This is a genomic window from Acinetobacter sp. ANC 4779, from assembly GCF_004331055.1.
Lineage (GTDB): Bacteria > Pseudomonadota > Gammaproteobacteria > Pseudomonadales > Moraxellaceae > Acinetobacter.
Window position 1 is genome coordinate 20,236 of sequence record NZ_SJNU01000019.1, and the last position, 14,562, is coordinate 34,797.

The 14,562-nt window shown below is 38.3% G+C and carries 13 protein-coding genes and 1 pseudogene; 8 read left to right on the forward strand and 6 right to left on the reverse strand.

The genetic code is table 11. From position 1 onward, the window contains the following. Window positions 1–5: 5 nt before the first annotated feature. Window positions 6–1,886 (reverse strand): tRNA uridine-5-carboxymethylaminomethyl(34) synthesis enzyme MnmG, encoded by a 1,881-nt coding sequence (mnmG, locus tag E0H80_RS16115; protein ID WP_131367401.1) that lies wholly within the window; start codon window positions 1,884–1,886, stop codon window positions 6–8. 256 nt (window positions 1,887–2,142) lie between these two features. On the opposite strand from mnmG, the gene E0H80_RS16120 reads away from it, so the two are divergent. The 8 genes and pseudogenes from E0H80_RS16120 (at window position 2,143) to purD (ending at window position 10,493) form a co-directional block, all read left to right on the forward strand. Then, window positions 2,143–2,628 carry a hypothetical protein gene (locus E0H80_RS16120; protein ID WP_131367404.1) on the forward strand — a complete coding sequence of 162 codons (486 nt, stop codon included), beginning with the start codon at window positions 2,143–2,145 and terminating at the stop codon, window positions 2,626–2,628. Between the two features lie 159 nt (window positions 2,629–2,787). Beyond that, a pseudogene (locus tag E0H80_RS16125) lies at window positions 2,788–3,671 on the forward strand (bile acid:sodium symporter family protein). A 283-nt stretch (window positions 3,672–3,954) separates the two neighbouring features. Continuing rightward, complete coding sequence (locus tag E0H80_RS16130; protein WP_131367410.1) at window positions 3,955–4,830, forward strand: bile acid:sodium symporter family protein; 876 nt, start codon at window positions 3,955–3,957, stop codon at window positions 4,828–4,830. Window positions 4,831–4,964: 134 nt separating this feature from the next. Continuing rightward, window positions 4,965–5,870, forward strand: a complete 906-nt coding sequence (gene prmA, locus E0H80_RS16135) for a 50S ribosomal protein L11 methyltransferase (protein ID WP_131367412.1) — start codon at window positions 4,965–4,967, stop codon at window positions 5,868–5,870. 15 nt (window positions 5,871–5,885) lie between these two features. After that, window positions 5,886–6,755 carry a DUF3426 domain-containing protein gene (locus tag E0H80_RS16140; protein ID WP_131367414.1) on the forward strand — a complete coding sequence of 290 codons (870 nt, stop codon included), beginning with the start codon at window positions 5,886–5,888 and terminating at the stop codon, window positions 6,753–6,755. A gap of 385 nt (window positions 6,756–7,140) precedes the next feature. Further along, window positions 7,141–7,410, forward strand: coding sequence for a DNA-binding transcriptional regulator Fis (gene fis, locus E0H80_RS16145; protein ID WP_001086304.1), 270 nt, complete (start codon window positions 7,141–7,143; stop codon window positions 7,408–7,410). Window positions 7,411–7,504: 94 nt separating this feature from the next. Continuing rightward, window positions 7,505–9,079, forward strand: a complete 1,575-nt coding sequence (purH, locus tag E0H80_RS16150) for a bifunctional phosphoribosylaminoimidazolecarboxamide formyltransferase/IMP cyclohydrolase (RefSeq protein ID WP_131367416.1) — start codon at window positions 7,505–7,507, stop codon at window positions 9,077–9,079. A gap of 130 nt (window positions 9,080–9,209) precedes the next feature. After that, window positions 9,210–10,493 (forward strand): phosphoribosylamine--glycine ligase, encoded by a 1,284-nt coding sequence (purD, locus tag E0H80_RS16155; protein WP_131367418.1) that lies wholly within the window; start codon window positions 9,210–9,212, stop codon window positions 10,491–10,493. Between the two features lie 288 nt (window positions 10,494–10,781). Here the strand turns inward: purD and E0H80_RS16160 are convergent, their stop codons facing one another. The 5 genes from E0H80_RS16160 to E0H80_RS16185 all read right to left on the reverse strand — a co-directional run bounded on the left by E0H80_RS16160 (window position 10,782) and on the right by E0H80_RS16185 (window position 14,528). Then, a complete protein-coding gene (locus tag E0H80_RS16160; protein WP_131367420.1) occupies window positions 10,782–11,780 on the reverse strand; it encodes an NADP-dependent oxidoreductase in 999 nt (332 codons plus the stop codon). Window positions 11,781–11,837: 57 nt separating this feature from the next. Further along, a complete protein-coding gene (locus tag E0H80_RS16165; protein ID WP_131367422.1) occupies window positions 11,838–12,641 on the reverse strand; it encodes an oxidoreductase in 804 nt (267 codons plus the stop codon). 348 nt (window positions 12,642–12,989) lie between these two features. Beyond that, entirely contained in the window at window positions 12,990–13,430 is a 441-nt protein-coding gene (locus E0H80_RS16170; RefSeq protein WP_131367423.1) for a winged helix-turn-helix transcriptional regulator, read from the reverse strand. Window positions 13,431–13,821: 391 nt separating this feature from the next. Beyond that, window positions 13,822–14,184 (reverse strand): NirD/YgiW/YdeI family stress tolerance protein, encoded by a 363-nt coding sequence (locus E0H80_RS16180; protein ID WP_131367425.1) that lies wholly within the window; start codon window positions 14,182–14,184, stop codon window positions 13,822–13,824. Window positions 14,185–14,372: 188 nt separating this feature from the next. Next, window positions 14,373–14,528, reverse strand: coding sequence for an RcnB family protein (locus tag E0H80_RS16185; protein ID WP_228260015.1), 156 nt, complete (start codon window positions 14,526–14,528; stop codon window positions 14,373–14,375). Between the last annotated feature and the right edge of the window lie 34 nt (window positions 14,529–14,562).

Below are 14,562 nucleotides of genomic sequence, written 5' to 3' on the forward strand. Positions count from 1 at the left end.
GCAAATTACGCAGATTTCTTCGCTTGGCCATTCTTACGAATCGTAATCATGACCAGCTGTACCGCAGCAGGTGTAACACCCGGAATACGGCTCGCTTGCGCTAAAGTTTCAGGACGCACATCTTTCAATTTCAAGGTGATTTCACGCGATAAACCAGAAATGATATCAAAGTCAAAATCGGCAGGAATACGTGTTTCTTCCAGACGCTTCATTTGTGCAACATCTTCGTGCTGACGGCTAATATAACCGGCATATTTCACTGCAATTTCAATTTGCTCGCCCACAAATGGAGTAACTTCAGAACCTGTGAGTTCTGCAATTTGAGCAAAATTGATATTTGGACGTTTCAACAAATCAATCGCAGAACACTCTTTAGAAAGATCTGCACCTGTCAACTCAACGAATTTTTTCCCCATTGGATTGTTGGGTGCAGCCCATAAGTGTTGTAGGCGACCAGTTTCTTTCTCCACTGCTTCCATTTTTTCGCAATAAGCTGCCCAACGCGTATCATCAACCAAGCCCATTTCACGGCCGATTGCAGTTAAACGTTGATCCGCATTGTCTTCACGCAGCATCAAACGATATTCGGCACGTGAAGTAAACATACGATACGGTTCTTTTGTACCGAGTGTAATCAAATCATCAACCAACACGCCCATATACGCTTCATCACGTTTTGGTGTCCATTGTTCTTGGTCCCAGGCACGGCGTGCAGCATTTAAGCCTGCAAGCAAACCTTGCGCACCCGCTTCTTCATAACCCGTGGTACCGTTAATCTGACCTGCAAAATACAAATTAGCAATGGCTTTAGTTTCAAGCGAGAATTTCAATGCTTGTGGATTGAAATAATCGTATTCGATTGCATAACCCGGACGAAGAATGTGTGCATTTTCCATACCACGGATTGAACGTACCAACTCAAACTGCACGTCAAAAGGTAAAGACGTTGAAATACCGTTTGGATAAAGTTCATGCGTATCCAGACCTTCTGGCTCAAGGAATACTTGGTGAGAATTTTTATCCGCAAATTTATGAATTTTATCTTCAATTGACGGGCAATAACGTGGACCTACACCTTCAATTTTACCGGTATACATAGGTGAACGGTCGAGTCCGCCACGAATGATTTCATGAGTACGTTCGTTGGTATGGGTGATATAGCAATTCACTTGTTCCGGATGCATAGATGCATCACCCATAAATGACATGGTCGGAGACGGGAAATCACCTGGCTGCGGCGTCATGACAGAGAAATCAACTGAACGTGCATCAATACGTGGCGGCGTACCTGTTTTTAAGCGACCGACGGGTAAATTCAATTCACGCAAACGTGCAGCCAATGAAATAGATGGCGGATCACCCGCACGACCACCGCTAGATTTCTCAAGTCCAACATGGATGACACCCCCCAAGAAGGTACCCGTAGTTAAGACAACAGTTTTCGCATCAAAGCGAATCCCCATTTGAGTCACTACACCTTTAACTGTATCGCCTTCAACAATTAAATCATCCGCCGCTTGCTGGAAAATATCTAAGTTAGCCTGATTTTCTAGAGTTTCACGAATGGCTGCTTTAAATCGTACACGGTCTGCTTGCGCACGTGTGGCACGTACCGCAGCGCCTTTACGTGAATTTAAAATACGGAATTGAATACCGCTCTTATCGGCAGAAAGTGCCATGGCACCGCCTAAGGCATCAATTTCACGGACTAAATGGGACTTACCAATACCACCGATGGCAGGATTACAGCTCATCTGCCCTAAAGTCTCAATGTTATGAGTTAAGAGCAAAGTCTGGCGACCCATACGCGCTGCAGCAAGTGCTGCTTCGGTGCCAGCGTGGCCGCCACCGATAACAATGACATCGTAAACTTTAGGATAATGCATAATGGTTTGAGAGATAAAAAAAGAATGACGGATTATTATATCAAAACTGAGAAAGATAAGTGGATAAAATCAGTCGATTTTATCAATCAAGACCTGACTGGGTAGCAATCATAAAAAGTTGCAATGTAATCATGCTTTGCAGAGTTACTATAGAAACAAAACACTTAGTCGGCAAAAATTTACGTGATTGGCATTGTTTTATTTTGGTTATTTTTTAAGCTTGAAGTTGGATACATTACAAACAAAGGTATAAAAGATGAATAAGAATTTCCTCCTCTCATCCATTCTATGTGGTTTATGTCTTGCACCATTTGCAACCTCTGCCAATGATAAAGTTGAAAAGGTTTATAATGCGCAGAAATATCAACAGGTTTGTAAAGGTAAAACTCAAGGTGCTCAAGTCAGCTTTGCTTATCGAGGTGTAATCTGGAATGGTACCTGTGAACCTCAATTCTTCCCTTCTGCAAAAAATGCTGCTGTTAATGGAGATGAAGTAGAATTAACCACTGCTTGTAGTGGAGATATGAATGCTAAAATGGCAATGGTGAATGGTACAGAAATCAAAGGGAAATGCGCTTTAGGTTTTGTACCACCTCGACCTTCAATGCAGTCCCAATCTAATATGCAACGTCAAATGCAGTCCCCACCGGATATGCAACGTCCAATGTATTCTCAGCCTGGAATGCAACCACAAATGCATTCTCAACCTGATATGCAAACTCAACCACAAATGCAACCTTAACCTAAACTTCTGTCGCAATAATTTATATAAGACACTAATTTTATTCAAATTCTCAACGGGTAAAAGAACTACTTTTACCCGTTTTGCATATTGATTATTTACACAACTCGTTTAAACTCAAAGCATATTAAGGATAAAAAATAGAAAAAAGGATATTCCATGGATTCGGGGTTATTTGCTCTTTTTTTGCCCGTAGCGCTTGGATGACAGGATTAGGGCTGGAACTTACAGTAAAAGATTTTCTTCGTATACAACGCCATCCTAAAGTTATTTTTTTGGCTTTATTTGCCCAACTGATTATTCTGGTTTTGATCGCTTTTTTTATCTGTATTTTGTTAAAACTCCCTCCACTATTAGCTGTAGGCTTGATGCTACTGGCTGCTTCACCTAGTGGACCAACTGCAAACTTCATCAGCTATCTTTTTAAAGGTGATGTAGCCCTCAATATTACGCTCACCGCAATTAACTCGCTGATTTGTACTTTTACCTTGCCGTTTATCGTCAATCTGTCGATTCATTACTTTTTAGGTGACCATGCAAAAATTGGTATGCCGGCTGAAAAAATCACCCAAGTCTTTTTAATTGTTTTTATCCCGGTTTGTTTGGGAATGTTGATTCGTTCAATCGCACCCAACCTTGCACTAAAACTGAATAGACCCATGCGATTATTTTCCGTGCTTTTTTTATTTTTGATTTTCTTTTATGCCATATATAGAGAACGTTTTAACCTTGTTGAATATTTTGCCGATATTGGACTTGCAACTGCGCTTTTTTGTTTTATCAGTTTATCGGTTGGCTATCTTATACCGCATATGGCAGGGATTTCTGACAAACAGGCGCGCGCTTGTACCTTTGAAATAGGCATTCATAACACCTCAGTTGCAATGACGATTGCATTATCCGTATTATCTAGTACCACCATTGCTTTACCTGCAGGAATCTATTCTATTTTTATGTACATTTTTGCTTTTATATTTGGCTACATTTTAACAAGACGCCCACTGCGACTTAAAGAAGCAAATTCAAAAGCGCTCAATGATTAAAAGTATCTGATTTATAACTGCAATAGAGATTTGAAGATGCATACTCTAATATAAATAAAATCTAAGCAAAATAATGATTCCACCGAGTAATTGTCTTCATTCCAAGAAAAAAAATTCAAAGACAATTAATGCGATTACTAGGTAGTGACTAAAGAACAATTTTTGCTATTCCATATTCTATATATATCCGCTATACACTTAACAGTATTCAAGTTATATAAATCAGTACAAGAAAATTTCCACCCCGAGCAAAAAAATAACGAATTTAAAAAGGAGATTTTGAATGGATTCCGGAATCATCACCATTTTATTACCTTTAGCACTTGCCATCATTATGATTGGTTTAGGGCTAGAGCTTACCCTAAAAGATTTTGCCCGCGTAACCCAGCAACCCAAGGTGGTTTTCATTGCCCTGTTTTGCCAATTGGTGGTTTTAGTCAGCATTGCATTTATCATTTGTAAAGTATTAGCGCTTCCGCCTCTGCTTGCTGTTGGCCTGATGCTACTTGCAGCCTCCCCCGGAGGAAGTACAGCCAACTTATTTAGCTATTTGTTTAAAGGTGATATAGCACTCAATATTACTTTAACTGCGATCAACTCAATCATTGCTGCTTTTACCCTGCCTTTTATCGTTAATTTTTCCATTCAATACTTTATGAATGATGGACAACAAATTAGCTTGCAGTTCAGCAAAATATTGCAAGTGTTTGCCATCATTATTATTCCTGTAGGGATTGGTATGCTGATTCGACGTTATGCTCCCCACTTCACGGCTAAACTAAATAAACCGCTACGCATTTTTGCGGTGAGCTTTTTGGTGCTGATTATTATTGGTGCAGTCGCAAAAGAACGCCATCAAATTTTGGAATATTTAGCGCAAGTGGGCTTGGCAACTGTTTTATTCTGCTTGTGTAGTTTAATCATTGGTTATTTTGTACCGCGCTTACTGGGTATTAATAGCGCCCAAGCCCGTGCTTGCGCTTTTGAAATTGGCATTCATAACAGCACACTTGCCATGACGATTGCCCTTACTGTCATGGCAAGCTCTACCATTGCTATGCCTGCTGCGGTGTATTCTATTTTCATGTATGTCTTTGCCGCTGTATTTGGGATGCTACTCAATAAATTTGCACCACAGCCACATGCGGTAGTGAGTTAATTCATAGGGTCTAAATAAAAGGATGGCAGGTAGGCATCCTTTTATTTTCAGCATAGTTTTTATCAATATATAGTTGTTTAAGCCTGAGTTCCGTTACAATGGCATTTTTAAAAACACAAATTTAGGTTATCTCCGTGAAGTGGTTACAAATTCATATTACCGTTGATCAAGCTCAAGTCGATTTTACTGAAACCCTCCTCAGTTCATTAGGCGCTGTTAGCGTAACTTTAGATGATGCTGAAAATCAGGACTTACTTGAACCACTTCCAGGTGAAACTCCACTTTGGAATAAAGTTATTGTAACCGGCATCTACGCACAAGAAGAAGGCGAAGAAATTGATGTCGATGCTTTAACGACATTTATTACCGCACAAATGCCTGAAGCGCCATTACATCATGAGTTTATTGAAGACCAAGAATGGGAACGCACATGGATGGATGCTTATGAACCGATTCAAATCGGTGAGAAATACTGGATTGTTCCAGAATGGATGGAAGCCCCAGAAGCAGATGCTGTAAATATTAAGCTTGATCCAGGTCTAGCATTTGGTACAGGTAATCACGCCAGTACTTTCCTGTGCTTACAATGGCTCGGTAAAACTGATGTTAAAGATAAAATTGTCATTGATTATGGTTGTGGTTCAGGCATTTTAGGCGTTGCTGCACTGTTATTCGGTGCCAAAAAAGTATATGCCACGGATATTGACCCTCAAGCAGTACTGGCGACTAAACAGAATGCTGAATTGAATGGAGTATTGGGAAACTTATTTGTTGGTTTGCCTGATGAATTCAATGAAGAGTTTAAAGCTCAAAAAGCCGATGTATTTGTTGCAAACATTCTTGCTGGACCGCTCATGGCTCTTGCGCCTGAATTCGCAACTTTAGTTAAATCTGAGGGCGAGTTCGCACTTGCAGGTATATTAGAAGAGCAAGTTGCTGATGTTTCTAGTGTTTATTCTGAGTTTTTTGATATACTTCAAGTCGAAAAACGCGAAGAACATTGGTGTCGAATTTCGGGAAAACGCCAAAATACCCATTAAAATTTTGAATAGACTATGAGCGAAAAACAAACCTACTGCCCCAACTGTTTTACCAAGTATAAAGTCTCCGTGGCTCAACTGACAGTTGCTCGAGGCATGGTTTGCTGTGCGAAATGTTCGACAAATTTTAATGCGTTAACACATCTGGTAGTAGAAGCAGATCAACCTTCTACTCCATCAACCTCCCCTGCAAATCTTGATAATAAAAATCCTCAATCTCATGTGATAAACGCTGAGACATTTATGGCAAATCAGCATGCAGAACAATATTTATTGGGTATTTTCGATCGTAAAGTGGAAAACTCCAATATTGACTTAAAAACCTATCTCAACAATTTAAATTATTTCAGTACAGACCCGATTGGAACATACCCAGCTCTGAATTGGTCTGAAAAACTGGAACAAGAAAATAAAAAAAGTCCTTGGAACTATGTTTTATGGAGTGTTGTTAATTTATGTTTGATTGGTTTACTTATTTTTCAATTTTTTTGGTTTAATCCAAAAATTTTAAATAATAGTCCGGTGTTTAGTGGTTTATTTAATAGCGCCTGCCAGGCATTTAATTGTTCAATTATGGAACAAAATTATCGTCTCATCTCCACCAATAAAGTGAAAGTAAAACAAATTTCTAAGCAAAAAACTCAATTCACCGGTGAGCTCATTAATTACCATTCTAAAAGTTTAGCCTTGCCGATCATTAAGGTAAATTTAAAAGATAATGGAGAAATTATTTCTTCTTATTCTCTCCCGCCTTCTGAATACCTGATTGACAGTCTTACTGGAATACAACGAATTCCACAGAATAGTCCTTTTAAATTCAAGTTTAGTCTTCCGGTGGAACGCAAAAGCTTTGATACCTACAGTTTGGAAATAATTCGACCTTAATATTGAAAAAAACTATTAAAAAAAACAAAAAAATGTAAAAAAAATGCAGTTTTCTTGCTCACTTTTTCTTAGACAATGCTATCATACGCGCCACGAAAGCTTTGTGCTGCAAACTCCTCACTATTTTCACAACAATTATAGTTTAGCTTATATGCGCTTTATCCTCATAATGCGTATTGAGTAGATTTTTTTGTTTTGATTTTGGTCAGTAACAAATATTAAACTATTGTTACGCTTAATTTTCGATCAAAACTGTCGAGTTGTGGCAAGCTAAATGTACAAGTTTTAGAACTTCCGTTTTAGGACCTAAAACGGAATTAAAATTTTAGACCCTTTTTATATATCCCTTTACCCAAGTGATATTTGATTTTTCGGATTAATTCGCATGAATAGCAAATCTCCTATTTTTACTGCACAATCTGATGTCGCTCTTCGTATTCACGTAGATCGCGCAGTTCGCCATTATTTTGCACAATTGCAAGGCGAGCAACCTTCTCAGGTATATGACATGGTGCTGGCAGAAATGGAGAAACCTCTTCTATCTGTAGTTCTAGAATATACGCGTGGGAATCAGACACGCGCTGCCGAGATCCTCGGACTCAACCGTGGTACTTTACGTAAAAAGTTAAAAGCTCACGGTTTAATGAGTGAATAAATGATAAAATGCTCACGGTTACCGTGGGCATTTTTTTTATCTTATGTTTTGCCTTCTGTTTTAATCTAGACCTTTAATATTGTTGACGAAAATCATGACTATTAAACGCGCATTAATCTCTGTATCTGATAAATCAGGGATCGTTGAATTTGCTAAAAACCTTGTAGCTCTTGGGGTAGAAATTTTATCTACTGGCGGTACATATAAGTTGCTTAAAGACAACAATATCGCTGTAGTGGAAGTTTCAGAGCACACTGGGTTCCCGGAAATGATGGATGGTCGTGTTAAAACACTACATCCTAAAATTCATGGGGGTATCTTAGCTCGCCGTGGTCTAGACGAAGCGGTAATGCAAGAACACAATATCGATGCCATCGATTTAGTGGTTGTGAACCTTTATCCTTTTGCTGCAACCGTTGCTAAACCGAACTGTTCATTGGCTGATGCGATTGAAAATATCGACATTGGTGGCCCAACGATGGTTCGTGCTGCTGCAAAAAACCATGCGTCTGTGGGTATTGTGGTCAATGCTGCTGATTACGATACCGTAATTGCTGAAATAAAAACCAACGGTGCGTTATCTCTTGAAACTCGCTTTGACTTGGCAGTTAAAGCATTTGAACATACTGCACAGTACGATGGCATGATCGCTTCTTACCTAGGCGCTCGCGTAGGTGTCGAGGAAGGTCAGGCAGACAAATTTTCACGCACCTTTAATACGCAATTGAATAAAGCTCAAGATTTACGTTATGGTGAAAATCCTCATCAATCTGCTGCTTTCTATGTAGAAGACACAGCAACCGAAGCGTCTGTTGCAACCGCAACTCAGCTTCAAGGCAAAGAACTCTCTTATAACAACATTGCAGATACAGATGCAGCCCTTGAATGTGTGAAATCTTTCGCTAAACCTGCCTGTGTAATCGTTAAACATGCAAACCCTTGTGGTGTTGCAGTTTCTCTAGATGGCATCCAAACAGCTTACGATCTCGCTTATGCGACAGATCCTGAATCTGCATTTGGCGGCATCATTGCATTCAACCGTGAATTAGACGTTGCAACTGCACAAGCAATTGTTGACCGTCAATTCGTTGAAGTCATCATTGCACCAAGTATTGCTGATGGCGTTTTAGACGTGACTGGCGCGAAGAAAAACGTCCGCGTACTGATCTGTGGTGAACTTCCAGCAATCGATGCGCGCAAATCTCAGTTGGATTATAAACGCGTAAATGGCGGTTTACTGGTTCAAGATCAAGACTTAGGCATGATCACCAAAGATGATCTTAAAGTTGTGACTAAACGTGCACCAACTGAAGCTGAAATCGACGATATGATTTTTGCCTGGAAAGTTGCGAAATACGTGAAATCCAACGCGATTGTTTATGCCAAAGGCCGTCAAACCATTGGTGTGGGCGCAGGTCAAATGAGCCGTATTAATTCTGCTCGTATTGCAGCGATTAAAGCTGAACATGCAGGTTTAGTGGTTGAAGGTGCTGTAATGGCGTCTGATGCATTCTTCCCATTCCGTGATGGTATTGATAATGCTGCTCAAGCAGGAATCAAATGCATTATTCAACCAGGCGGTTCTATGCGTGATGAAGAAACTATTGCAGCTGCGGATGAAGCTGGCATTGCAATGGTCTTCACTGGCATGCGTCATTTCCGTCATTAATTGATGGCATCCTGACTGTAATGACAAAGTCATACATGTGGTTTAAAACAGATTTCTAAATCTTGCATAGAGTCCTCACCTGTTCTGGGTTGAGGACTTTATGTTATTTCGATTCATGGAGTATGAAGCGATGAATATTTTAGTATTGGGTAATGGCGGACGTGAACATGCATTGGCATGGAAAATCGCGCAAGACGATAAAGTAGCGAAAGTTTTTGTTGCACCGGGCAATGCAGGTACAGCCACTGAAAATAAATGTGAAAATGTTAATTTAAGTATTTTAGACAATGCTGCAATTATCGATTTTGCAAAAAATAATGCGGTAGAACTTGTGATTGTTGGCCCGGAAGCGCCGCTCGTCAATGGTGTAGTGGATGCTTGCCGTGCAGCTGAGGTAAAAGTTTGGGGCCCGACTCAATTTGCAGCGCAGCTTGAAGGCTCTAAAGCATTTGCGAAGCACTTCCTGAAACGCCACAACATTCCAACGGCATTCTACGATGTCTTTACTGATGTTGCTGAAGCGAAAGCCTTTGTTGAAAAAAATGGTGCACCGATTGTCATTAAAGCTGATGGTCTTGCTGCAGGTAAAGGCGTGATTGTTGCCATGACCAATCAAGAAGCATTTGATGCCATTGATGACATGTTGGCCGGTAACAAATTTGGTGATGCAGGCTCTCGTGTTGTTATCGAAGAATTCCTTGCCGGTGAAGAAGCATCATTCATTTGTATGATTGATGGCGACAATATCCTGCCAATGGCTACCTCTCAAGATCACAAACGTATCTTTGAAGGAGACCAAGGTCCCAACACAGGTGGGATGGGTGCTTACTCTCCTGCTCCAGTTGTGACAGCTGAGGTGTTCGAAAAAGCCATGAATGAAGTAATGCGTCCGACTGTTGAAGGTATGAAAAAAGACGGTCACGTATATACAGGTTTCTTGTATGCAGGTTTGATGATTGATGAACAAGGTCAACCTAAAGTTATCGAATTTAACTGCCGTTTTGGTGACCCTGAAACTCAACCGATCATGATGCGTTTAAAATCATCTTTGGTGGATTTGGTTGAAGCTGGTATTGCAGGGAACTTACCTGTGGAAGCTGAATGGGATGAACGTAAAACTGTAGGCATCGTGCTTGCATCTAAAGGCTACCCTGAAACTTCAAGTAATGGTGATGTAATTTCAGGTCTAAATACAACCATGACTGATGCCAAAATCTTCCATGCAGGCACTAAAGCCAATGAAAATGGTGAAATTGTAACCGCTGGTGGTCGTGTGCTATGTGTAACTGCAATCGGGAACACGATTGGCGAAGCACAAGCGAAAGCATTGGAACTTTGTGAAAAAGTGACTTTTGACGGCGTTCAATACCGTAAAGATATTGGCTACCGTGCAATTGCGCGTGAAAATGCTTAATTCTTTTAAAGAATAGAGTAAGCCTAAAAAGCCCACATTTTTGTGGGCTTTTTAGGCTTACTCGTTTTAAAATCTAAGTATGATTTCAAGAAGCTGATATTTCATACTGAACATCTAGTCAGCTACACTTTTCCCTTCAAATAAAGTTTAAGCACATGTTTTTAAATAATTAAAAAATCATTTCGTATAAACTGAATTATGTTAATTTTAGAAAAATTATAAAGATCACTTGGATTAAGCAATGATATTAAAATCTTTATCTATAAAATTTTACTATAGGGAACATTATCATTCGGAAATTTTTAAAATAACTTTACCTTTAGCACGTCCAGTATTTACGTATTCAAGTGCTTCCTTTATTTTGGAAAAATCATATTCTGTATCTAGCACAGGCTTTATTTTTCCTATTTCAACAAGATTTGATATTTGAGATAGCTGTTGACCATTCGGCTGCATAAACAAAAATGAGTAGGTGAGACCTCTTTTTTTGGCTTTATTACGAATTGATAAACTTAAGAGAGGAATAATAAATTTTAATAACCAGTTTGCATTGATTGCTTTAGCAAAAGCTTTATCTGGTGGCCCTGAAATACTAATAATGCGTCCATTACGCTTTAGAACATTGACTGATTTCTCTAAAACTTTTCCACCTTGAGTGTCGAAGACTACATCATAATCTTTCAGTTCTTGCTCAAAATCTGTCGTTTTATAGTCAATAATAATATCTGCGCCTAATTCTCTTACCCAGCCAATATTTTTACCACTTGTGGTGGTGGCGACAGTTGCACCTAGATGTTTAGCAAGCTGAATTGCTATCGATCCTACACCACCCGAGCCTGCATGAATCAATACTTTTTGTCCTGATTTAACTTTTGCAATCTCCACTAATGCTTGCCATGCGGTTAAGGATACGAGAGGTAGTGATGCAGCCTGCTGCATCGAAATATTTTGAGGTTTGAGGGCAAGTGACGATTGCTCAACTACGGTATATTCGGCAAAAGCCCCATTCATATCTGTCTTCGCATACACTTCATCACCAATTTTGAACTGAGTAACCTTAGAACCAATTTGTACAACGACACCAGCAAAATCATTGCCTAAAATAAATGGAAACTTAACAGGTATAATTGCTTTAAATTCACCTTCCAGTACGCGTAAATCAAGGGGATTAATACTTGCTGCATGAACCTGAACAAGTACAGTATTTTCTGTCATAGATGGTTGAGGCTGTTCATCTAGCTGTATATCATGGATTTTTCCATAATGATTAATATAAGCTGCTTTCATTTGGAACCTTTATATATTTAATGTTTTGGTCGGTAGAAATGGATTTTCTGAATTAGATTACACTTTCAAACTTCGCTGAATTAAGGTGTCAAATAGATTTACCGGAGCAAATCGTCTGATGTTCTTTAAAAGTTTTGCAGTTTTACCTGCGGTATATCGTGGAAGTATTTGTGAGCTATTGATTACTTTTAAAATAGTCTTGGCAACAACACTAGGGTCATCTGACTTATTTATTGATTTTATCATTTGTTGATGTAGCTTCTCACGACTATGCTCATACGCTGAGATTTTTGCATCTGCTTCAAGTAAGTTTATGCCTAATGACGTTTTAGTGTAAGCAGGTTCAATCAGTGAAACACGAATTCCTTGCATCCTCAATTCATGATCTAAAGACTCTGAATAACCTTCAAGCGCATGTTTCGAAGCAGAATAAAGTGCACCAAAGGGCATTGGCAGCAGTCCTAAAACTGAGCTAATGTTCAGAATAAGTCCAGCTTTCTGTTGGCGCATTATTGGAAGTACAGCACGGGTCATTCGGACAGCACCAAAAAAATTGGTATCAAAAATAGCTTGAGCTTGTTGCATCGAACTTTCTTCAGCACCAGCGGGTGCGATTGCAAATCCTGCATTATTGATCAAAACATCAATTTGACCTTCATTTTGAAGAACTTTTTCTATTGCATGATTAACCGAATCATCGTTATTTACATCTAGCTCGATCAGATGAAATTTATATTGAAAAGCATTACTTGCACGTCGACTGGTACCATACACAATAAAACCGGCATCATGTAAAAGATCGGCTGTTGCTAAACCAATACCAGAAGAGGCACCTGTAATCAGAACTACTTTACTCTTCATACAAAATTTCTCACTTGCAATGTATTGATGATTAGATAATCAATTTCACCTTGAAGTTTTGATCATAATGTAAAATTAAAATAGTTGCTACTAAAATGATAGTGATTATTTTTACTGATTTATAATTAAGATTAAATTCATACTGACTTTATTTTTTAGCTCAAGAGCTAATACATAAAATTGAGTGAAATCTGAAGATTAAAAGAAATGAATGTTGTATTGAATGCAATTATTATAGAATTAATGATAGTTTCTCTTTTTCGTACCCCATCAATTCAAGCAAGTAAAATAATAATTCATCAGGTTGATTTAGAAATAGAAAAGTACTCACAATGAGTACTTTGAGTTTTATTCAACGTGTTGGTGAATCGCTCGAGTGCCAATTTCAGCTCCCGTCACTTGATCAATTACAATAGGTTTAATTTCTGTCCCTTTCTCAGTATCAAGAAAAATAGGCATTTTTTCACGATTTTCAAAAGATTTATGCTTACGTCCCCATGCACCGATCACAAATAAAACAGGTAAAGAATCTTTACCTGTTTGAGTTAATACATATTCTTCACGTGGCGGATGTTCAGAATATTTTCGCTTTTCAAGCAACCCTTCATCCACCAATACAGATAAACGTTTAGTTAACATTGTGGGAGCGATGCCTAAACTTTTACGAAATTGATCAAATCGTGTAAATCCTGAATGGGCATCTCGTAATATCAATATGCTCCAAGCATCACCAAAAACTGATAAGCTTTTTGCTATTGGGCAGACTTCAAGACTAATATTTTTACTCATAAAATCAATGAATTCAACAGTAACTACTAAATTAATAGTAACATGATTTTATATTCTTAACTATTAGAATTATTCTATAAAAGTACTTGCTGGCCATGTCCGTACAACATTAATGGCTGCTTTTAAATTTGCTTATGCTCAAGTGATATCAACTGAAAATTATATTGGCTAAAGATTAAGATTCACCTCTATTTAACATACTGGACGTTATATGAAATAAAAATGTAAGCCCAAAATAGAAATGTCCGCTTTTAGAATATGCACTTTTGCGATTATCGAAGCGGACGGATTGATATGGTGATGCATATATCCGATATAGGACATTTGTACTGGAGAATACCAAAAAAAAGCCCGAACATAATTCAAGCCAACTTATCAAACTTCTGAAATCCTATTTCATTCTTTCAATTTGAATTACATCAATATCTGTAGGTTTTATTCGGTGAGTATCTATTTCACCAATTATACTCACTTTATCGCCTGCTTTAAGTTGCATAGGTTTCCATAGATCATCATCTACATCAATTACAATTGAACCTGTAGAATCTTTAAACTCAAAATCATCACCAGAAATATGCTGAACGATAGTACCTTTTAAGGTTACACCTGTTTCATCTGTTAAAGTTTTTGCTTTCGCAACAGTTACGACATTTTTGCTCGCTTCTTTCACTAACGCTACTTCTGATTTTGCAAAGACTAAACTACTACCCAATAAGCAGAGCCCAGTAATTATAGTTAAAAGTATTTTGTTCATGAGTATTACTCTTATTTATGATGATCTTCTTATATAACCAAATTTTTAAAGTTCGTATAAGGTGTATTATGTTAATTGTAGATAATATTGATAATTGAAAAAGAAAAAGAAAAAAGCAGATCTCAAGATCTGCTTTTTTCCAAGAATGTATTTAAAGTCCTCTAGAGAATTTCACTCTATTAGAGCTATCAACCTTTCATAATTTTAACGATCTGGTGATTCACTGTATTGATAAGCACATAATCATTATTTACTTTCACCCATTGTTGATTCTTAGCTGGTTTAGTCAGTTTGATATATTTGTTATGGTCTAATGAATAACCCTTACGGTATTGAGAAGGAATAAATTGTCCAGCTTTCTAATCACTTGAAGGTTTT